We start from the raw sequence: 20,517 nt of genomic DNA, 5'->3' as shown, positions 1-20,517 counted from the left end.
TGACCATAGGGTCGCTGTGACGCAATGCACAAGATGTTGTCGCTGTCTTTCGCGGAATTGACCTGACTTTCCATGGCAACCTCGTTTTCTTGCGACAGTGCACGTTCTGGTCAGATCCCCGGCCCGGCGACCGATAGCAAGCGGTGTGAAACCCTCGGCAGTTTCGGACGGCACCCAGCTGGTGCACGTGGGACGCCAGCCGATCTTCGACGTGCAGGGCGACGTGGTCGCCTACGAGCTGCTGTTCCGCGGCAGCATGGATGCCGTCGCGGCCGGCCGGCAGGACACATACGCGACCAGCACGGTGATGGTGAACGCGTTCACCGAGTTCGGTATCCGCGAAGTGGCCGGGGATCGGCTCTGCTTCATCAACCTGACCCGCGAGTTCCTGGTCGGCGACATCGCCCTGCCGTTCGGGCCGGAGCAGGTCGTCCTCGAGGTCCTCGAGACCGTGCAGATGGACGACCAGGTGGTCGCCGGGATCACCGCGCTGGCCGGCAACGGCTATCGGATCGCGCTCGACGACTTCGTCTGGGGATCCGGGCACGAGGTGCTGTTCGGCCTCGCCTCGTTCGTCAAGCTCGACCTGCTCGACGGCGATCTGTCCCGCCTCGACGAGGTCGTCGCCGCCTGCCGCGAGTACCCGAACATCCAGATCGTGGCCGAGCGCCTCGAAGGCCCGGACCAGGTCGCCATCGCCGAGCGCTACGGCATGGAGCTGCGCCAGGGGTACGCGCTCAGCCACCCCCAGGTGCTCACCGTCGCCAGCCTGTCCCCCTCCCGGCTGCGCCGCCTCGAACTCGTCGGTGCGCTCAGCTCGGAGGAACCCGACCTGCAGAAGATCGTCAGCATCATCGCCAGCGACCCGCCGCTGTCCCTGCGCGTACTGCGGGCCAGCAACTCGGTCGCGGCCGGGCACGCCAACCGGGTCTCCTCGGTGCGCCAGGCCGTGGTGATGGTCGGCCTGCCGAACATCCGGCAGTGGGCGCTGCTGATGGCGCTCGACGACGGCGGCGGCGCCACCGAGGAGCACATGCTGGGCGTGCTCACCCGGGCCCGGCTCTGCGAGAACATCGCCACCTGGTTCGGCGCCTCCGCGGACGGCGCGTTCATGGCCGGGGTGATCAGCGGCGTCGGGCACCTGCTCGACGTCAACCCGGAAGGGATGGCCGAGCAGTTCCCGCTCGCGCCGGCGATAGTGGCCGCGCTGACCGAGGGCACCGGCCGGCTCGGCCGGGTGCTGCGTGCGGTCGACGCCTACGAGAACGGCGAGTTCGGCTCGTTCGACCTGGCCGGGCAGTACATGGACGCGGTCCGCTGGTCGACCCGGGCGATCGCGCACTCCAAGCTGGCCACCGCCTCGGCCTAGACCTCGGCCGCCCGGGCCAGCAGGGCCCGGCGCTCCACCTCCGACGGCGCGGCCGCGGCCGCCGCGCGGAACAGGCCTGCTGCCCGCGGGCGGTCGCCGGCCTTCGCGGTCAGGTCGGCCTCCACGGCGATCGCCGCCGGGTAACCGGCCAACCCCGGGCGGGCGGCGGCCAGCAACGACAGGCCGGCCGCCGGACCGTACGCGTAACCGTGCGCCACCGCCCGGTTCAGCTCGACGATCGGCGACGGCTGGATGCGGGCCAGCTCGTCGTACCAGCCGGCGATCGACGGCCAGTCGGTGCCGTTGGCGTGGCTCGCGGCGATCTGCGCCTGCACGGCGTACGGGCCCTCGACCGGGGTGCGCGCCAGAACCGTCAGGCCCTCGGCGATCTCGGCGTGGTCCCAGCGGGACCGGTCCTGGCGGTCCAGGGTCACCAGGTCGCCGTGCTCGTCGCGGCGTGCGTGCCGCCGGGAGTCCTGCAGCAGGAACAGCGCGAGCAGCGCGGACACCTCCGGCTCGGCCGGCATCAGGGTGGCCAGCAGGCGGGCGAGCCGGATCGCCTCGGCCGCGAACGCGGGTTCGCCGTCCGCGTCGTACCCCCGGGTGAAGAGCAGGTAGAGGACGGCCAGCACGCCCGGCAGGCGCTCGCCGAGCGCCGTACCCCCGGGCACCCGGTACGGGATGCGGGCGTCGGCGATCTTCGACTTGGCCCGGGTGATCCGCCGGGTCATGGTCGGCTCGGCGACCAGGAACGCACGGGCGATGTCGGCGGTCGGCACGCCCGCGACGGTCCGCAGGGTCAGCGCGACCCGGGCCTCGAGCGCGAGCGCCGGATGGCAGCAGGTGAAGATCAGCCGGAGCCGGTCGTCGTCGATCTCGGCCGGCTCCCGCGAGTCGTGCTCCCACAGCATGGCGACCTCCTTCAGCTTGGTCTGCTCGACGGCGGCCCGGCGCAGGACGTCGACCGCCCGGTTCCGGGCGACCGTCATCAGCCAGCCGCCCGGATTGGCGGGCACCCCGTCGCGCGGCCATCGCTCCAGGGCGGCCGCGAGGGCCTCCTGGGCGCAGTCCTCGGCCAGGTTCCAGTCGCCGGTCACCCTGATCAGGGTGGCGACGATCCGGCCGTAGGAATCCCAGCCGTCGGCGACGGCCGCAGCGACAGTGGTCAAGGCTCTACTGCCCCACGTACGGGCGGAGTTCGAGCCGGCCGTTATGGGCCATCGGATGCGCGACCGCCACCGCGATCGCCTCGTCGAGGTCGGCGCACTCGATGATGTCGAAGCCCACGATGACCTCCTTCGTCTCGGCGAACGGGCCGTCGGTGAGCAGCACCTCGCCGCCGCGGACCCGGACCGTGGTGGCGGCGGACGGTTCGGCCAGCTGGTTGCCGAGCACCCGGCGGCCGGAGGCGTCGTTCTCGGCCACCCACGCGTGGATGTCCGGGATGATCGACTCGTCGGTCTCGGGCTCGGTGTCGGTGCAGACGAACATCATGTACTTCATCGCTGTTCACTCCCCTGAGGTTTGACTTCACCAGGGTGACGAACGGCCGGACCGGATCCGGACAGCCCCTGAAGAAAATCTTCCAGAGATTGAACGGCGTGACGATCCGGCCCGCCGAAGTGGGGCCGGTATGGAAGGTCTTTGATGTTTGTTGCCCCGCAAGCGTGACGGCTCAGCGATGGGCCTTGGGCTGCAGGTCGTCCACCAGGGTGACGATCCGGCGGTACTCGGTCTGGATCGCGGCCAGCACGAGATGGCGCTGGGTGGACGACATGTCCGGGTTGTCGAGCAGCTGGTCGAGACCGCCGCCGAGGTCGGCGAGCGGCATCCGCAGCGTGTCGGCCGCCTGCTTGGCGAAGTGCTCGGCCGCCTCCTGGGCGAACTGGTGCCGATCGGGCACGTTCATCCGGTCCAGCGCCTCGTTGAGGGCCACCCCGATATCGGCGACCTCGGGCGGACCGGAGATCTCGGGCAGCCGGACCTCGGGCTCGTCCGGCGTGATTGTCTGGGCGTCCTGGGCGAGCTTGATCAGTGGCCGCATCACGAGACCACCGACGAACCAGGCACCCACTCCCGCGACAATGGCCGCGATAACTACGATGAGATCAATCATTCTGACATTTCCGGCATGCTTGGCCTCCACGTCCTGGAGGTTGAACAGAACCTGCATCTGCGCGCCGGTTTTCAGCGTTTCGACCCAGGACCGCCAATGTGATCCGTCCGCGGCGGTAACGGTGGAAAAACCGTCTTTGACCGGGATGGTGAACTTCGTGGTGGTGCCGACCGTGGCCCGCACGTCGGTGCCGTCCAGGATCCGGACCGCGACGGAGCCGTCGGTGGGTAGTGAGCCGGACTTCGTCGCGACCGCCCGCACCTGTTCCGCTCGCGTCTTGAGCGCCGCGTCCACGGCGTCCCGATCGCGATGATCCGCGTACAGAATTATCGCCAGACCGGCCAGCGCCACCACGAGGGCGACGACCGCCGTGATGGCGAGCGTGAGTTGCACGCGAATGGTCCTGGGCCGAAAAACCCGAGGTAGCGGCTTTGGCACGTCCCTACCTGCCGTCGAATCTCATGGGGGGCGGCTAAGAATCGCAGGCTCGGGTTACCCTGTAAAGGCCCGGCCGAGAGGCGCTGCAACGGATCCCCGCCGTGATGTGGGATCCGCCACGCTCGGCCGCCGGCTTGCTGATGCAAGGGCGCCTCCTGAGAGGGAGGAGCCCTCTTCGTGTCCGAAAAACTGCAGGTTGTCGGCGGTCTTGAGTTCGCCGTGGCCGACCTCACGCTGGCCGAGGCCGGCCGCCATCAGCTCCGCCTCGCCGAGTACGAAATGCCCGGCCTGATGTCGATCCGCGAGGAATTCCGCGAGTCGCAGCCGCTGAAGGGCGCCCGCATCGCCGGCTCGCTGCACATGACCGTGCAGACCGCCGTGCTGATCGAGACGCTTGTCGCGCTCGGCGCCCAGGTGCGCTGGGTCTCCTGCAACATCTTCTCGACCCAGGACGAGGCGGCCGCCGCGGTCGTCGTCGGCTCCGGCACGGTCGAGGCCCCGGCCGGCGTCCCGGTCTTCGCCTGGAAGGGCGAGACGCTGGACGAGTACTGGTGGGCCACCATGCGCCTGTTCGACTTCGACGGCGTCGGCCCCAACATGATCCTGGACGACGGCGGCGACGCCACCCTGCTCGTGCACAAGGGCGTCGAGTTCGAGGGGGCCGGCGCGGTCCCGCAGACCACCGAGGCCGACTCGCACGAGTACTCGATCATCCTCGAGACCCTGCGCGCCTCGCTCGCCGACGACCCGCAGCGGTTCACCCGGATCGCCGCCGAGATCCGCGGCGTCACCGAGGAGACCACCACCGGTGTGGCCCGGCTCTACAAGCTGGCCAAGGAGGGTGGCCTGCTCTTCCCGGCCATCAACGTGAACGACTCGGTCACCAAGAGCAAGTTCGACAACAAGTACGGCATCCGGCACTCGCTGGTCGACGGCCTCAACCGGGCCACCGACGTGATGCTGGGCGGCAAGCTCGCGCTCGTCTGCGGTTACGGCGACGTCGGCAAGGGCGCGGCCGAGACGCTGCGCGGCCAGGGCGCCCGCGTCGTGGTCACCGAGATCGACCCGATCTGCGCGCTGCAGGCCGCGATGGACGGCATGCAGGTCGCCCGGATCGAGGACGTTCTCGGTGAGGTCGACATCTTCGTCACCACCACCGGCGGCACCGACATCATCACCGCCGAGCACCTGGCCGGGATGAAGCACAACGCGATCGTCGGCAACGTCGGGCACTTCGACGACGAGATCGACATGGCCGGCCTGGCCAAGGTGCCCGGGGTCAAGAAGATCGAGATCAAGCCGCAGGTGCACGAGTGGGCCTTCCCGGACGGGCACTCGGTCATCGTGCTCTCCGAGGGTCGCCTGATGAACCTCGGCAACGCGACCGGCCACCCGTCGTTCGTCATGTCGAACTCGTTCTCCAACCAGGTCATCGCTCAGATCGAGCTGTGGACCAAGCCGGGCGAGTACGAGAAGCAGGTCTACGTGCTGCCGAAGCACCTCGACGAGAAGGTGGCCCGGCTGCACCTCGACGCCCTCGGCGTCAAGCTGACCACCCTCTCCAAGAAGCAGGCGGAATACCTCGGCGTCGACGTCGAGGGGCCGTACAAGCCGGAGCACTACCGCTACTGATCCGCTTTTTGTGACGGGCTGCGCTGCTTGGCGCGGCCCGTCATAGAAAGATGGAGCAGGTGCACCATCTCGAGGAAATCCTGCTCTATGTCCTGATAACCGTGGCCGTCATCGTGGCGACCCGGTGGGTTTCCCGCCGGACCGGGCTTCCCTCGGCCGCCCTGCTCACCATCGTCGGCATCGTCTATGCCTTCCTGCCCGGGGAGAACATTCCGCTCAACCCGGAGTTGATCCTCACCCTGGTGATCCCGCCGCTGCTCTACAACGCGGCGCTGGACTCCTCACTGCTCGACATCCGCCACAACCTGCGCATCGTCATCAGCCTCTCGGTGCTACTGGTGCTGGCCACCGCGATGCTCGTCGGCGTCGGTTTCCACCTCTGGGTGGCCGGGGCAACGCTGGCCGCCGGCGTGGCGCTGGGCGCCGCGATCGCCCCACCCGACCCGGTGGCCGCACTCGCCGTCGGGCGCCGGGCCGGCCTGCCCGGCAACATGATCACCCTGATCCAGGGCGAGGGCCTGCTCAACGACGCGACCGCGCTGACCATCCTGGCCGTCGCCATCGATTCGGTGGACGGTGTCGGGTTCTCCTTCCCGGTCGCGGTCGGCCGGTTCCTGATGTCGGCGACCGGCGGTGTGGTGGCCGGTGTGGTCGTCGCCTACGCGGTGCGACTGCTCCGAACGCTGCGCGAGGACCCGATCAGTGCCAACGCGATCTCGTTGGCCACCCCGTTCGCGGCCTACCTGCTCGCCGAGAGCGTGCACGTCTCCGGCGTGCTGGCCGTGGTGGTGGCCGGCCTGATCATCGGGCACAACGCGCCCCGGCACTCCACCGGTGCGAGCCGCCTGCAGACCAGCGCGGTCTGGCGGCTGGTCGACTTCGTCCTGGAAGGCTTCGTCTTCCTGCTCATCGGTCAGCAGCTGCCGGAAGTCGTGGATCACCTGCACGAGTACGAGACCAGCACCATCGTCATCGCGGTGACCGTCTCGGTCGGTGCCGTCCTGCTCCTGCGCCCGCTCTGGCTGGTGCTCACCCAGCTGCTGCCCAGCCGGATGCATGCCCGGCTCGGCGGCTCACCCGACGGGCGGGAGGAGAAGGCGCTCGACAAGCGCGAGGTGGTGGCGCTCAGCTGGGCCGGCACCCGTGGCGTCATCTCCCTCGCGGCGATCTTCACGCTGCACGAGACGGTGCCGGACCGCGACCTGTTGCAGTTCTGCGCCTTCGTGGTCGTGCTGGTCACCCTGCTCGGCCAGGGGCTCACCTTCGCACCGCTGGTCCGCTGGCTCGGTCTGCGGGCCAACAAGGCCGACCTGGCCCGGGAGCGCAACGAGGCCCGGTCGGCGGCGGTGCAGGCCGCGATCGACCGGCTCGACGAGATCAAGCAGGAGGAGCACGACCACATCGAGGACAAGGCCATCGAGAGCATGCGCAAGCAGCTGACGATCCGGCTCGAGCGGTACCGCCGGCGGCTCGACCTGATCGAGGCGTCCGAGTCGGACGAGGTGCCGGTGTCCCCCTCGTACGAAGCGGCGCTCGTGGTGCGGCGCGAGGTGATCGACGCGCAGCGCGAGGAACTGCTCCGGTGGCGGGACGCCGGCAACCTCACCGACGAGGGCTTGCGGGTGCTGGAGCGCGAGCTCGACCACGAGGAACGGCTGGCCGAGCGGTCCTAGCCCGGGATGGTGCGCCGCCGTGGGCCGAGCGGGCCCGCGCGGTCGGATCACCCTGACTACCCACGCGTGCAGCGTCAATCCTGGGCGGCGCCGTTGATCGATGCGGCCTTGACCGCGCCACTGCTCAAGCCCCAGCGTTGCAGCAGGTCGGCGTACGCCCCGGCGCTGATCACCCGGTCCAGCGCGCCCTTCACCGCGTCGCGAAGCTGACTGTTGTTCTTCGCGAACGGGATGCCGATCAGACCCGTCTCGTACTGCGTGGCCGACGCCAGCTGGTAGTAGTTGCTGGTCCGGCTGTCGGTGGCCAGATAGCTGGCCGGCGGGAAGTCGTTCAGCACCGCGACCGCCCGCCCGGTCCGCAGCTGCAGCAACGCGTCCGCGTTCGTCGAGTATTCGTTGATCTTCATCGGACGACCGGCGCAGTTGCTCTGCGACCGGTGCAGCAACTCGGCCTGGATCGTGCCCTTCTCGATCGCCACCACGTTGCCGCACAGGTCGGACAGGTCGGCGACGGTGCGCGGATTACCCCGCTGCACGATGATCGACGTGCCGGCCGAGAAGTAGTCGACGAAGTCGGCCTTCTTCTCCCGGTCCACCGTGTCGGTCATCGCCGACAACACCCCGTCGTAGGTGCCGTCGGCGACCTTGTCCAGGGCGGCCTCCAGGTTGCGGGCCGACACGTTCACCGACACCGTCCAGTCCCGGCCCACCGACGTCCAGGCCGCCTGGTCGGCCAGCGCCCGGCGCAGCACCCACGCGGTCAGCGGCTCGATCAGGCCGGACTGCTCGGCGGCCGGCAGGAACTCCGACGGCGGGAGCAGGCCGCGCTCCGGGTGCTGCCAGCGCACCAGCGCCTCCACCCCGCAGATCGAGCCGTCGGCCAGGCGCACCTTCGGCTGGTAGAACAGCACCAGCTCGTCGCGCTCCAGGGCGTGCCGCAACTCGGCCTGCACCACCAGCCACTGGGTCGGGTGGGTGGTCCGCTCACCGGTGTAGACGACGATGTCGGCGGTGCCGCGCTTGCCCTGGTACATGGCCGCGTCGGCGTGCCGGAGCAACTCCTCGACGTCGTCGCCGTGCTCCGGGTAGAGCGCGATGCCGAAGCTCGCCTCGATCGTCAGCGGCACGCCGTCCAGGACCATCTCGCCGGTCAGCACGGACCGCAGGGACTCGAGCAGAAGGCGTACCTCATCGGCATCCAGCCCCGGCAGGATCAGCGCGAATTCGTCCCCGCCCAGCCGGGCCGCGGTGTCCTGCGGCCGTGGCCCGCTGCCGGAACGCTTCCCGGTTCGGCAGCCCGGTCAACGCGTCGTGCAGGGCCTCGTGCTCCTGGCGCGCCGCGTATCGCCGCAGCGACCGGGTGGTCGACCAGGAGATCAGGCCGAGCGCCAGATACAGCACACCCAGACCACCACCGAGCCGCCAATAGGTGACCGCCATCTGCTCGTGCAGCCGCTGGTCGATCTTGTCGTACGGCAGGTAGAGCTCGAGCACCCCGATCGCCTCGCCGGATGCCCGCGCGAACACCGGCTGCAACACCCGGATGATCTGCCCGCCGTCGGCCGAGGCGTCCGCCACCAGGGTGGCCGCCGCCGACCCGACGGTGGCCGACCGGAACGCCGGATCGGAGATCGGCACCCCACCCGAGGTGGACCCGTCGTCGGAGTAGACAACTTGGCCGGCGAAGTTACGCAGCCGCATCCGCAGCACCGAGCCGTGGTAGAGCGCCAGGTCGGTCGCCTTGGCCAGCGATTCCCGCTGCCCTTCGGTCAGCCCGCGGGCCAGGTCGGCCTCGTCCAGCGCCGGCGCGACCGCCATCTCGGCGATCACCGCCGCCTGCGCGACCCCTTGATCCTGCCCCTGCTTGGCGGCGTCCTCATGCACCCCGCTGAGCAGCACCGTGGCGAGAGCCCCGAGCGGCAGCAGACTGGCCACGAGATACGTCGCAAACAGCCGAGACCCCGACTGCGCCGCCCGCCGCCCACCTCCGCGTCCCCACACGGCCGCTCTATCGTCTCGGTTGCCATTCGGTTGAGAAAAAGTTCCCGATCAGCTGCGTTTCAGCGCGGTGAGCAGGTCCCGAGTCAGCAGCGCCGTCGACAGCGCGACCGTCTCCGGATCGCCGAGCCCCGCTTCGGCCCGCCCGGCCATCACCGGAATCGTGGCCTGCGGGCCGGACGCCATCAGGACTTCCATCTCGTCGAGAGCGTGGGCCGTCGTCGCCGCGCTGACCCCATCGGCGAGGAGCCGACGAAACCCGTCAGCCAGCGGTTCGGTCTCCTTGGCGATGAGGATGCGGTACATGTCGTGCGCATCCTTGTCCACGAGACGCCGGGGGGTGTCGATCCGGTCGGCGATCTTGAAGGTCTTCGCCACCAGAAGAGCGGCTGGCCCGGCAACTCGGGCCTCGTAGACGCGCGGGTCGGCCGGATTCAGGGCGTTGACAGTCTCCACCGTGCTGTCCACCAGGGTCGCTTCCAGGCCACGGGCCCGGCGCATGGCGCGACGGTCGTGCGGTGGCAGGCGCGCGCCTCGTGTCGTAGGACCGCCGACCCCGGCAAGCGTTTCGGGAACCATCAGATCCACCGGAATACCGTCGGCGTTGACCCACGATCCGGGTTGCCCGTGTCGCGGGTCCGGGAGGAAGCCGGCGGCCCTCATGGCCGCCTCGACCCGCGGATCGTCCCTCAGTGTTCGGGGGTCGATCGCCAGGTCGCTGTCCTTGGTTGCTTCGGCGAGAGCCACCGGAGCACTACCGGTCCGCAGGTACACCGCTTGCGCGCCGATGACGACGACCGCGCGACGGTGGTCCGCCAGGGCCTCCAGCGCGTCCAGCATCGCCGACCGCGATCTGACCAGCAGGTCTGCGGAAGAATTACCCAGTCCGCCAGGACCGTTCATTGGTTTTCATCCATTCCATGAGTTCTTCCGCCTCCTGCGGGTTGCGGCCAGGGCCGGTCATCAGATCCACGACGACTTGCGAGGGGGCCGCAAGCCGAAGGCCGGCGGAGTTGGTAATAGTTCGGACGAACGGAACGTCGGTGTCGGGTTCGACCAGCAGCACATTGGCCCCGGCGTCAGCAGGCCGGAGCGCCCAGTCGGCCGCGGCCCGCTCGGCGTTCGCGGTATAGATCGCCGCCGACCTGGCCGGCGCGTACTCGGCCCATTCGGCGGCGGCGATGGTGCCGGTGATCGCATAGTTCACCGACTCGGTCCGAGCGACGCGCTTCATCAGGTCATCGAGACCGCGCGGAGCGATCCACCTGGTGACGCGGCCGTCACCGGTGAAGCTGTAGTCCTCGCTCCATCTGCGCAGGACCTTTTCCCAGCTCGGAACGGCTATCTTCCCCCGCTCCTCGCGGGTGGCGAGCCCCTCCAGCTCCAGGAAGTCGATGACGCGATAGCCGGTCCCCGCTGAAACTTGCGCGACTTGGACCAGTTCGCGAATGGTCCAGTCGCGCGAGATGTCGGCGACTGCCCGCACGATGTTCGCGGCCGGTGCGCCCTTGAGCGTCCCGCGCGGCCTCCCCGGCCCGCGCCAAGGGTCTGCATCCGCCCCCCGGTCGGCGAGGTAGAACCCGGGCGTCGACATCTTGACGCGGATGTTGCCGGTGGTGTCGACGAATGACACGCCAACATCGGCAAGCCCGGCTCGCACCTGCGGTGAGAGGTAACGGGCAACGAGTACGCCGTGTCCGTTGTCCACCTGGCTGCTGTAGGTGGCCAGTTTCTGGCGGATGCCCGGCACGTCCCGGCCATGCACCACACTCTTTGCCTCGAACAGAAGTACGGCCGACTGGCCATCCGGAGCGGTGAGGGTAAAGACGGCGTCCACTGCTCGGTCGCCCCCCGCGCCGTTCGGAGCCGGTCGTAGCGACCAGCTTGCGGGGAGTCGAGCCAGGAGGGCGTCCACGGCTCGACGGAGCAGCTCGGCTCCGTTGCGCGGCATGCTTGCTTCCATGGTCATCGGCGATCCTGTTCGGGAAATTGGCGTTTTCCGCTGACAACGGAATTCCAGAATAACCCGAACAGCCGGACCTACGTGGCGACCTAGTCATGCGGCAACTTTACATGCGACGGACCAATGAGCAAAAAGAGAGCCTGCTCACGCGACGCAGCAGTTTGCCTGGAAACGCAGTTTTACCGCGACGGTAAAACCCCGGGATCTAGAAAAACTTGCTGGTGGGGAGGCTGCGGTAGTGGCGGTCGCGGAGCCGTAGGACGATGGTGGCCAACACGGCGGCGAGCAGGGAGCCCAGCAGGACGCCCAGCTTGGCGTGCTGGTCTCCGGGGGTGCCGGGGCCGTAGGCCAGCTCGCCGATCAGCATCGACACCGTGAAGCCGATGCCGCCGAGCAAAGCAAGGCCCAGGAGGTCCCAGCCGGCCGGGCCGGCTCGGGTGAAGCGCTGGGCCAACCATGTGGTGCCGGCTATGCCGATGGTCTTGCCGGCCACCAGGCCGGCGATCACGCCGATCGTGACGGTGTCGCCCAGGGAAGAACCGAGGCCGCCGGCGACTGTGACACCGGCCGCGAAGAAGGCGAACACCGGCACCGCCACGCCCGACGACAGGGGGCGCCATCGGTGCTCGAAACGCTCGGCCAGGTCGGCCGGCACCGTGAACGCGAGCAGCACCCCGGCGACCGTCGCGTGCACCCCGGAGGCGTGCATCAGGGCCCAGGTCAGCGCGGCCAGCGGCAGCAGGATCCACCACGCGCGGACCCGGCGCTGCACGGCCAGGCCGAAGCCGGCCAGCGGGAACAGGGTGAGCAGCAGCGGCAGGATGGTCAGCGCCGAGGCGTAGAAGACCGCGATGATCAGGATCGCCAGCAGGTCGTCGACCACGGCCAGGGTGAGCAGGAAGGTGCGCAGGGCCGGTGGCAGGTTCTTGCCGATGACGGCCAGGACGGCCAGGGCGAAGGCGATGTCGGTGGCGGTCGGGATGGCCCAACCGCGGAGGGCGCCGCCGGCGTTGATCGCCGAGAAGATCAGCGCGGGGACGATCATGCCGCCGATCGCGGCCGCCACCGGCAGCGCGGCCCGCCGTGGGTCGCGCAGGTCGCCGAGCACCAGCTCGCGCTTGAGTTCGAGGCCGGCCACGAAGAAGAAGATCGCCAGCAGGCCGTCGGCGGACCACTCGGCGAGGGTGAGGCCGGCGGCGTGCGTCCCGGAGAGGTGCCGGTAGCTTGCCGACCAGGGCGAGTTGGCCCAGATCAGGGCGAGCACCGTGGCGCCGAGCATGAGCAGGCCGCCGGTCGTCTCGGAGCGCAGGATGCGGGTGAACCGGGGCAAAACACAACCTCCAGCGGTCGGCGAATGGACGCCGACCAGGCTTCCCGGCACACCTCCATGAAGCCTAGCCCGGGGGCGGCGCGACAAGGCGGAAAGAGCTAGGGTCGGCGCCGTGACCACACCCGTACCGCTGCCGCCGTCCGACAATGAGCGTGAGCGCGCGGCCGAGCTGCTGCAACGCGCCTGTGGCGACGGGCGGCTGACGCTCGAGGAGTTCAGCGTGCGGGTCGGGGCGGTGTGGGCCGCCGAGACGGGGCAGGAGCTGGAGAAGGCGACGGCCGGCATGGCGGTCACGCCGATCGTCGGGTCGGCGCAGTCGATCGACAGCGTCACCACGATCTTCAGCGAGAGCAAGCGGCGCGGGCGGTGGCGGCTACGGTCGTCGCGGCTGTGGCTGCGCACGTTCTTCGGGGCCACCGAGCTCGATCTGCGTGAGGTGCTGACCAGCGAACGCACCATCGAGATCGGTGGGCTGTGCCTGTTCGGTCAGATCACGATCATCGTCCCGGAGGGGGTCGAGGTCGACCTGACCGGCGCGGTCGTCTTCTCCAGCCATGACCTGCGGCTGGCGCCGCTGCCCCGGGTGCCGGGCACACCCGAGGTCCGGGTCGACATCGCCACCTGGTTCGGCCAGGTGCAGGTGATCAGCAAGCGGTCATTGCCGCACTGAAAAGCGGTTCACTGAATCTGCACCCAAACCTCGTCCAACACCCCCTGGAACTGGTCGTTGTCGGTGAACGAGCCCTTGCCGCCGACGCTCAGCGGGATGCGATTGCTGATCGACAGGCCGGCCGGGATCGGCGTGCGGCTCTCGGGCTGCCCGTCGACCAGGATGGTCAGCGTCGGGCCGACCCGCCGGCACTCCAGGGTGTGCCATTGGCCGTCCGCCACGCTGACCGGGCTCATCGCGAAGTTGATCTCCGGTCGGCGGTCGTCGACCAGCACACAGCTGGGATGACCGGCGACTCCGTCGATCTGCAGCTTGTACTGGCTGCCCCGGGCCGAATAGCCCTTCTGCAGCACGTTCTCGCCCTTGGTGGTCTCGTCCGGGGCCAGCAGCACCGACGCTCCATATCGGAGGTTGCGCCGGCCGGGGTTCAGGTCGGTCGAGGTCACGGTGCGCAGCGCGATCCGCGGGCACGGCTCGTCGTGGCAGGGCTCGGGGAAGGCCAGGGCGTTGCCGCCGGCATGCGCGACCGTGGTGAGCGAGCCGCCGTACCGGGCCACCGGGCTCAGGTCGTGCCCATGCCCGGTGACGTCGGCCAGCGGAGCGGTGCCGTCGAAGTTGTAGCGGACGACGTCAGGGACAGGTGTGACCGAGGGCGGGGGGACGGTAATGGCGCCGGCCGACGGGCCGGTGATCCCGACGACCGCCAGCGCCACCCCGAACAAGAAGACGCGGCGCATCAGCCGAACGACACGAACCGCTTCTGGGAGCGGCCGCCGATCGTGGTGAAGTCACCGCCGGCCGCGACCGTTCCGTGTTCCCGGTCGACCGCGAGGGTGCGTACGCCGCTGATGCCGTTGGCCTGTGGCGCCCAGTCGGCAAGCGTGCCGTCGCTGCGCACCGCGGCCAGCTTGACCCGGGACACCGAACCCTGCCTGCAGGTGCCGTGCGCGCCGGTGGCGTCGCTGGTGCAGGCCCGGTCGAAGTGCCCGCCGACATAGGCGGTGCCGTCCAGGACCGTGATCGCCTGGGCGTCGCCGTCGAAGACCCGGGTCCAGCGGGTGCTGCCGGAGTTGCTGAACGCGGCGGCCCGGCCACCCGGTCCGCCCATCGCCGCGTACACCCCGTTGTCGTCGACCGCGATCGAGTAGACGACCGATGGCGGCGACGGCCGGAAGTCCTCGTCGAGGTCGCCGGAGGTGGCGTCGACGGCGGCCAGGCGCAGCGTCGAACGGGCGTCGTCGGCCCGGTGGAAGCTGCCACCCAGGTAGACCTTGGAGTCCCGGTAGGCGAGCGAGTAGACGGTGTTGTCCGCGCTGGGCGTCCAGTCGTCGTCGAGTTCACCGGTGTCCAGCGAGAACGCGGCCAGCCGCCGCCGATCCTGCTGGTCCACCCGGCTGATCGCGCCGGCCAGGTAGAGCCGGCCGTTGCCGACCGCGAGAGCCCGCGGGCTGCCCTCGATGCCGTGCTGAAAGGAGTTGACCGCGCCGCTGGCGGCGTCGAGCCGGGCCAGCGAGTCGCGGGACTGGCCGGAGACCTCGGTGAACTCGCCGGCCGCGTAGACGGAGGAGCCGGACACGGCGAGCGCCCGGACGTCGCCGTCGGCGCGGGGGGCCCAGTCACGCAGGCTGCCGGTGGTCGCGTCGAAGGCGGCGAGCCGGTTCCGCGTGACGGTCCGGCCGCCGAGGGTGGTGCTGGTGAAGGATCCGCCCACGTAGACCGTGTTGCCACGGTAGGCGATCGCGTACACCGAGCCGTTGAAGGAGGGCGTCATCCGGGCGGTCTGGCCGACGGCGGCCGCGGCGGGCTGCGCGACGGCGCAGGCCGCGAGGGCCACCGCGCCGCCGAGGGCGGCCCGGCGCACATGCTTTGAGATACGCACGCCGGGCTAACGCACATCCCCGGTCCGAGGATGCGTGCCGCGATGTCAGCTTCCGGTCGGGTAGGGGCGCGCCGCCGCGGTCGCCAGGCTCATGAACGCGGGCAGGTTGAGGTTCCAGAACGACGTCATGCAGGTGTACTTCGGGAAGAAGCCGCTGCAGCTGGAGGAGCTGGGGCCGACCTCGATCGTGTAGCCGGGAACGCCCAGCGTGCCGTAGATCCAGTCGTCGGTCGCGCCGGGCGCGAAGTAGTTCAGGCCGCCGTCGCCGTGCACGACGTCGTACCCGTTGGACTTACCCATCGCGGTGGCGATCGTCTTGAGGTCGGTGTTGTTCGGCGCGATCGTGTTTGTCCACCCGTACGGATAAATGTTGAGCTCGGCGTAGCTGTGCAGGGTGAGGAACGTCCCGGTGGTGGCGGTAGTGGCCGCCGAGAAATCGGCGGCGGGCTTGGTGTCGCGGTAGATCTGCGAGAGGAAGCCCTGGATGCCCTGGGTCTCCGGCTCGCTGGCCGCGCCGGCGCCGGGGTAGGTCTCGCTGCACTTGGTGCCCTGGTTGACGTCCCAGTGGTAGCTCGAGTTGCGGTTGAGGTCGACGCCCTTGCCGGTGCCGGAACAGCCGTTGGTGTGCGCGTTCTTGCGCTGGGAGACCGGGCTGGTGGAGTTCGACGAGACGATGTCGACACCGTCCGGGTTGGCGATCGGGATGATCCACAGCTCGGTGGTGTTCATCAGGTTGGTCACGGCGGCGGTGGTGCCGTAGTTGCTGACCAGGTAATCGATCCACTTGTAGGCGAGCTCGCCGGTGGCGAGCTCCCGCGCGTGCATCTGGGCCATCAGGGTGAACTTCGGCTTCGAGCCGCTGGTGTTCAGCGCACAGTCACCGGACGCGATCTTGGTGATGCAGAGCGCCTGGATGCTGTGGCCGCCACTGCCCTGGGTCTTCAGCCACGACGAGCCGATGGTCCGCAGCACGGCCAGGTCGGGGTGGGCGGCGACGACCGCGGCGTTGTGGGTCTCGTGCCCGGCCGCGGTGTGATAGCCGCCGTAGTAGGTGTCGGCGGCCGCCACGAACGACGCCGGCACCGGCTGATACAACGGCCCGGCATAGCGAACCGTCAGGCCACCGCGCCGCAGCCGCTGGGCGTCGGATGCGGAGGCCAGGATGGGTACGCCGTTGGTCATCGACCCTTCCAGCACGTCGTAGCCGCGCCGGTTGAGGTCGGCGGCCAGCCCACCGGTGGTGGTGGCCGCCGAGGTGACGTCGTAGTAGGCCAACTCGGTCGTGCTCGGGACGGCCGCGGTGGCGCTGCCGGGCATCGTGAGCCCGAGCAGTACGGCCGCACCGGCGACGATCAGCCGCCGGAGACGCGAGATCCTGGTCATCGGTACCTCGATCGTGGGGGCCGGCGTCACTACGCGCCGAGCCGTTAACCATCCACGATCATCGATTTAATCGAGGAAGTCACCATCCCAAAAGGGACCTAACGTCGCCACGGCAGGAAGGCGATGCCGCTCAGCAGCACGGCGGCGACCACGATCAGGGCGGTCCTCGCGCTGGTCACGGCGGCGAGCGCACCGGCCGCGGCGATGCAGGCCGGCTGGACCACCTTGTTGGTGATCGACCAGGCCAGCACCACCCGGGACATGTGGGCGTCGTCGGTGGCGTTCATCCGGTAGGTCGCGAACGTCGGGCTGAACATGCCCGCGAACAGCACCAGCAGGAACTCCGAGACGGTCAGCATGACCAGCCCGACCGCGTTGGCCGGGGCGAGCGGGACGAGAATTACCCAGAGGTTGCGGCCGACCCCGCCGAACAGCAGGGTCCGGTGTTCGCCGATCCGCCGGCGAAGCGGCTTGACCAGCATCGAACCGGCGATGCCGGCCACACTGGACACTCCGGTGATCAGGCCGTACTGCCACGCCGAGAAGCCCAGGTCACGCAGCACGAAGACGGTCAACAAAGGGACCATGGCCATCAGGCAGCCGCCGAAGATCATCGAGTTCCAGAACAGCGCGGTCAGGCCGCGATGCCGGAAGATGAACCGCCAGCCCTCGGTGAGATCGCGCAACCAGTGGTGTTCGGCGTTGCGGACCGGCGGCGCGGGCTCCGGGTTCTTCAAACCGCGGAGAGTCAGCGCGGAGACCAGGAAGCTGACCGCGTCGAGCACCATCGTGACGGTGGCGCCCAGCCAGGAGATCAGTACGCCGCCGACCGGCGGGCCGACCGCGTTCGCCGTCCACAGCGTGGTCTCGAAGCGGCCGTTCGCCTCGGCCCGGTGCTCGGCCGGCACCATCGTGCGCAGCTGCGCCACCCCGGCCGAACTGAAGGCCAGCCCGGCCGCCATCTCCACCACCGCCACCAGGCACAACTGCCAGTAGGCGAGGACACCGAACCAGGCCGCCACCGGCACCGAGAGCACCACGGCGAAGCGCAGCAGGTCGGTCGCCACCATCGTCGGCAGCTTCCGGTGGTGCTCGATCCACGGCCCGAGCGGCAGCGCCACCACCGCGCTGACCACGCCGGCCAGGACGGTCAGCAGCGACACCCGGAAGTCCGACACGTCCAGTACGAGCACCGCGACGATCGGCAGCGCCGAGTAACCGAGCGCGGTGCCGAACTCGCTCGCGGCGTACGCCGCCCACCGCCGCCGGAAGTCCGAGCGCCACGCCATATCCACGACCACGGCGCCCGAGCCTAGTGGTTCTCCCCGTCGGTCAGGATCACATGCAGGTTGCGCGGGCCGTGCACGCCTTCGACCCGGTTGAGCTCGATGTCGCTGGTCGCGGACGGCCCGCTGATCCAGGTCAGCGGCCGGGTCGGGTCGAGGCGGGCGACCGCTTCCGGCACCGAGGCGACCACCTGGTCCGCCCGCAGCACGCAGATGTGCAGGTCGGGCAGAAGCGAGATGATCCGGCGACCCTGATCGGGGGACGCGTCGAGCACGATGGTCCCGGTCTCGGCCACCGCCACCGCCGCCGCGGTCACCACTCCATCGGCCGCCGCGATCCGCTCCGGCGAAAGCCCGTCGTCGACCAGCACCTCCAGCCCGACCGGGAGCCACTCCCGCGGCAGTCCGGGCGGCACCACAACGGAGCCGGAGACGATCGTCGCGATCGCATCCGGAATGGTCCCGGCCCGGTGCACGACCGCCTTGTAGTCGACCAGCCGGTCGACCAAGAGGTCCAGATCAGCCTCCGCCGGGCCGCGCCGATAATCCCGCGGGATCTCCGGCACGGAGGGACCGTCCGCGAGCGCCGCGCGAATCCGGTCGAGGATCACGTCTTTCGAGCTCATCGCCCTCGCCACCAATCGCGGAAGGTCTCATCCGGCGGCGACGGCAGGTCACGGCTGGCCGACCAGCCGTTCAGCGGCGGCGGCAACCCCCGGCCACGCCGCCCGGCGATCCGCGCCAGCTTCGCGGCCCGCTGCGCGGACGCGTAGAGACGAGGGTGATCCATGGTGTACGCCGCGGCCGCCATCACCGCCGCCTCGGTCCGCGCGTGCGGCGCCTGATTGCGCAGGTGCACCAGGATCGACGGAATGTCGATCTTCACCGGGCAGGCGTCGAAGCAGGCCCCGCAGAGCGACGACGCGTACGGCAGGCTCGCGTTGTCCTCGACCCCGGTGAGCTGCGGCGACAGCACCGCGCCGATCGGCCCGGGATAGACCGAGCCGTACGCATGCCCGCCGGTCCGTTCGTAGACCGGGCAGACGTTGAGGCAGGCCGAGCACCGGATGCAGTGCAGCGCCTGCCGGCCGACCTCATCGGCGAGAACCGCGGTACGCCCGTTGTCGAGCAGCACCAGATGAAAATTCTGCGGCCCATCACCGGGGGTAACCCCGGTCCACATCGACGTGTACGGGTTCATCCGCTCCCCGGTCGACGCCCGCGGCAGCAGCTGCAGGAAGACCTCGAGATCGGCCCAGGCCGGCACCACCTTCTCGATGCCCATCACGGTGATCAGCGTGTCCGGCAGGGTCAGACACATCCGCCCGTTCCCCTCCGATTCGACCACGGCCAGCGTCCCGGTCTCGGCGATCCCGAAGTTGGCCCCGGAGACCGCCACCTTCGTCCGCATGAAGATCTCCCGGAGATAGCGCCGCGCCGCCCCGGCCAGCACCGGCGGATCATCGGTCAGCTTCGGGTCGACCCCCGGCATCGCCCGCAGGAAGATCTCCCGGATCTCCGCGCGGTTGCGGTGAATGGCCGGCACCAGGATGTGGCTGGGTTTGTCCTCCCCCAGCTGCACGATCAACTCGGCGAGGTCGGTCTCGACCGGCGCGATCCCGGCCGCTTCGAGGGCCTCGTTGAGCCCGATCTCCTGGGTCGCCATCGACTTGACCTTGATGACCCGCTTCTCGCCGGTCCTGGCGACGAGGTCGGTGACGATCTGGTTGGCCTCGTTCGCATCGGCCGCCCAGTGCACCACCCCACCGGCCGCGGTCACCTTTTCTTCCAACTGCGTCAAGAGCAAGGGCAAATTCGCCATGGTGTACGCCTTCAGCGCCGACCCGGCCGACCGCAACTCCTGCCAGTCCGGCAATTCGGCGATGACCCGCCCGGATTTCCCGCGAATGGTGGTGGTCGCGTGCTGCAGGTTCCGGCGCAGCTGGGAGTTGCCCAGCGCTTCCTTCGCGGCGGCCGGGAACGACTGATCGCCGCGCAGGTGGCCGACCCCGCGCGGGGCCCGGACCGGCATTCCCAGGAATGTGCTCATCAGGCCTCCGTCGATGCCAGGATCTCGGCGAGGTGCACGGTCCGCACGCCGGTGCGCAGCCGGGACAGGCCGCCGCCGATGTGCATGAGGCAGGACGCGTCGCCGGCCGTGCACACGTCGGCGCCGGTGTCGAGCACGTGCCGCATCTTGTCGGCGAGCATCGCGGTCGACGTGTCGGCGTTCTTCACCGAGAACGTGCCGCCGAACCCGCAGCACTGCTCGGCCGCCGGGAGCTCGACCAGGTCGAGGCCGCGCACATGCTGGAGCAGCCGCAGCGGTTTGTCGCCGACCCGCAGCACCCGCAGCGAATGGCAGGTGGGGTGATAGGTGACGCGATGCGGGTAGTACGCCCCGACGTCCTCGACGCCGAGCACGTCGACGAGGAGCTCGGACAACTCGTACGTCCGGGCGGCGACCTCGGTCGCCCGCGCCGCGAGCCCGGGGTCGCCGGCCGCCACCATCGCGTGCTGGTGACGCACCGCGCCGACGCAACTGCCGGACGGGGCGACCACCACGTCGTACGGCTCGAAGGTTCGCACATGTCGCCGGACCAGCGGCAACGCGTCCTTCTGGTAGCCGGTGTTGATGTGCATCTGGCCGCAGCACGTCTGCTCCTGCGGGAACACGACCTCGTGGCCGAGCCGCTCCAGCAGCAGCACGGTCGCTTTGGCGGCGGCCGGGAACATGGTGTCCGCCAGGCAGGTCACGAACAACGCGATCCGCATCGCTC

The 20,517-nt window shown here is 69.6% G+C and carries 19 protein-coding genes and 1 riboswitch; of the genes, 4 read left to right on the top strand and 15 right to left on the bottom strand.

Annotated features, from left to right (window positions below; genetic code table 11):
* Window positions 1-145 precede the first annotated feature (145 nt).
* Entirely contained in the window at window positions 146-1,369 is a 1,224-nt protein-coding gene (locus Adu01nite_RS42860) for an EAL and HDOD domain-containing protein (RefSeq protein WP_239133147.1), read from the top strand.
* On the opposite strand, the gene Adu01nite_RS42855 is transcribed toward Adu01nite_RS42860, so the two are convergent.
* The 3 genes from Adu01nite_RS42855 to Adu01nite_RS42845 all read right to left on the bottom strand — a co-directional run bounded on the left by Adu01nite_RS42855 (window position 1,366) and on the right by Adu01nite_RS42845 (window position 3,878).
* Window positions 1,366-2,538: an RNA polymerase sigma factor gene (locus tag Adu01nite_RS42855; RefSeq protein ID WP_203735122.1), complete on the bottom strand. Its 1,173-nt coding sequence runs from the start codon at window positions 2,536-2,538 to the stop codon at window positions 1,366-1,368. The genes Adu01nite_RS42860 and Adu01nite_RS42855 overlap by 4 nt on opposite strands.
* 4 nt (window positions 2,539-2,542) lie before the next feature.
* Window positions 2,543-2,872 carry a YciI family protein gene (locus Adu01nite_RS42850; protein WP_203735121.1) on the bottom strand — a complete coding sequence of 110 codons (330 nt, stop codon included), beginning with the start codon at window positions 2,870-2,872 and terminating at the stop codon, window positions 2,543-2,545.
* A gap of 172 nt (window positions 2,873-3,044) precedes the next feature.
* A complete protein-coding gene (locus Adu01nite_RS42845; RefSeq protein WP_203735120.1) occupies window positions 3,045-3,878 on the bottom strand; it encodes a sensor histidine kinase family protein in 834 nt (277 codons plus the stop codon).
* Between the two features lie 114 nt (window positions 3,879-3,992).
* Window positions 3,993-4,084, top strand: a riboswitch (S-adenosyl-L-homocysteine riboswitch).
* Between the two features lie 16 nt (window positions 4,085-4,100).
* On the opposite strand from Adu01nite_RS42845, the gene ahcY reads away from it, so the two are divergent.
* Both ahcY and Adu01nite_RS42835 read left to right on the top strand, forming a co-directional pair.
* Window positions 4,101-5,555 carry an adenosylhomocysteinase gene (gene ahcY / locus Adu01nite_RS42840; RefSeq protein ID WP_203735119.1) on the top strand — a complete coding sequence of 485 codons (1,455 nt, stop codon included), beginning with the start codon at window positions 4,101-4,103 and terminating at the stop codon, window positions 5,553-5,555.
* A 50-nt stretch (window positions 5,556-5,605) separates the two neighbouring features.
* Window positions 5,606-7,228 carry a Na+/H+ antiporter gene (locus tag Adu01nite_RS42835; RefSeq protein ID WP_203735118.1) on the top strand — a complete coding sequence of 541 codons (1,623 nt, stop codon included), beginning with the start codon at window positions 5,606-5,608 and terminating at the stop codon, window positions 7,226-7,228.
* A gap of 74 nt (window positions 7,229-7,302) precedes the next feature.
* On the opposite strand, the gene Adu01nite_RS42830 is transcribed toward Adu01nite_RS42835, so the two are convergent.
* The 5 genes from Adu01nite_RS42830 to nhaA form a co-directional block, all read right to left on the bottom strand.
* Entirely contained in the window at window positions 7,303-8,430 is a 1,128-nt protein-coding gene (locus Adu01nite_RS42830) for an EAL domain-containing protein (protein WP_239133152.1), read from the bottom strand.
* On the bottom strand, window positions 8,417-9,163 hold the full coding sequence (locus tag Adu01nite_RS42825; protein ID WP_203735116.1) for a GGDEF domain-containing protein: 747 nt from the start codon (window positions 9,161-9,163) through the stop codon (window positions 8,417-8,419). Before Adu01nite_RS42825 ends, Adu01nite_RS42830 begins: the two co-directional genes overlap by 14 nt.
* Window positions 9,164-9,277: 114 nt before the next feature.
* Complete coding sequence (locus Adu01nite_RS42820; RefSeq protein ID WP_203735115.1) at window positions 9,278-10,066, bottom strand: hypothetical protein; 789 nt, start codon at window positions 10,064-10,066, stop codon at window positions 9,278-9,280.
* A gap of 37 nt (window positions 10,067-10,103) precedes the next feature.
* Window positions 10,104-11,195: a hypothetical protein gene (locus Adu01nite_RS42815; protein WP_203735114.1), complete on the bottom strand. Its 1,092-nt coding sequence runs from the start codon at window positions 11,193-11,195 to the stop codon at window positions 10,104-10,106.
* Between the two features lie 199 nt (window positions 11,196-11,394).
* Window positions 11,395-12,519 (bottom strand): Na+/H+ antiporter NhaA, encoded by a 1,125-nt coding sequence (gene nhaA / locus Adu01nite_RS42810; protein ID WP_275414772.1) that lies wholly within the window; start codon window positions 12,517-12,519, stop codon window positions 11,395-11,397.
* Window positions 12,520-12,631: 112 nt separating this feature from the next.
* Here nhaA and Adu01nite_RS42805 point away from each other — a divergent pair, with 112 nt between their 5' ends.
* Window positions 12,632-13,189, top strand: a complete 558-nt coding sequence (locus Adu01nite_RS42805; RefSeq protein ID WP_203735113.1) for a DUF1707 SHOCT-like domain-containing protein — start codon at window positions 12,632-12,634, stop codon at window positions 13,187-13,189.
* Between the two features lie 8 nt (window positions 13,190-13,197).
* Here the strand turns inward: Adu01nite_RS42805 and Adu01nite_RS42800 are convergent, their stop codons facing one another.
* The 7 genes from Adu01nite_RS42800 to Adu01nite_RS42770 all read right to left on the bottom strand — a co-directional run bounded on the left by Adu01nite_RS42800 (window position 13,198) and on the right by Adu01nite_RS42770 (window position 20,512).
* The gene (locus Adu01nite_RS42800; protein ID WP_203735112.1) at window positions 13,198-13,926 is read right to left on the bottom strand and encodes a LamG domain-containing protein; all 729 of its coding nucleotides are present in this window, start codon (window positions 13,924-13,926) and stop codon (window positions 13,198-13,200) included.
* Window positions 13,926-15,068 (bottom strand): NHL repeat-containing protein, encoded by a 1,143-nt coding sequence (locus tag Adu01nite_RS42795; RefSeq protein ID WP_203735111.1) that lies wholly within the window; start codon window positions 15,066-15,068, stop codon window positions 13,926-13,928. The genes Adu01nite_RS42800 and Adu01nite_RS42795 overlap by 1 nt, the downstream gene beginning before the upstream one ends.
* A gap of 45 nt (window positions 15,069-15,113) precedes the next feature.
* Entirely contained in the window at window positions 15,114-16,451 is a 1,338-nt protein-coding gene (locus tag Adu01nite_RS42790) for a M14 family zinc carboxypeptidase (RefSeq protein WP_203735110.1), read from the bottom strand.
* Between the two features lie 98 nt (window positions 16,452-16,549).
* The gene (locus Adu01nite_RS42785; protein ID WP_239133146.1) at window positions 16,550-17,752 is read right to left on the bottom strand and encodes an MFS transporter; all 1,203 of its coding nucleotides are present in this window, start codon (window positions 17,750-17,752) and stop codon (window positions 16,550-16,552) included.
* An 11-nt stretch (window positions 17,753-17,763) separates the two neighbouring features.
* Window positions 17,764-18,363, bottom strand: a complete 600-nt coding sequence (locus Adu01nite_RS42780) for a LutC/YkgG family protein (RefSeq protein WP_203735109.1) — start codon at window positions 18,361-18,363, stop codon at window positions 17,764-17,766.
* Window positions 18,360-19,787: a lactate utilization protein B gene (locus Adu01nite_RS42775; RefSeq protein ID WP_203735108.1), complete on the bottom strand. Its 1,428-nt coding sequence runs from the start codon at window positions 19,785-19,787 to the stop codon at window positions 18,360-18,362. Before Adu01nite_RS42775 ends, Adu01nite_RS42780 begins: the two co-directional genes overlap by 4 nt.
* On the bottom strand, window positions 19,787-20,512 hold the full coding sequence (locus Adu01nite_RS42770; protein WP_203735107.1) for a (Fe-S)-binding protein: 726 nt from the start codon (window positions 20,510-20,512) through the stop codon (window positions 19,787-19,789). Before Adu01nite_RS42770 ends, Adu01nite_RS42775 begins: the two co-directional genes overlap by 1 nt.
* Between the last annotated feature and the right edge of the window lie 5 nt (window positions 20,513-20,517).

Source organism: Paractinoplanes durhamensis (genome assembly GCF_016862175.1).
GTDB lineage: Bacteria > Actinomycetota > Actinomycetes > Mycobacteriales > Micromonosporaceae > Actinoplanes > Actinoplanes durhamensis.
Note: the sequence above shows the minus strand (reverse complement) of the source record. Positions and strands in the feature narration are given on the sequence as shown.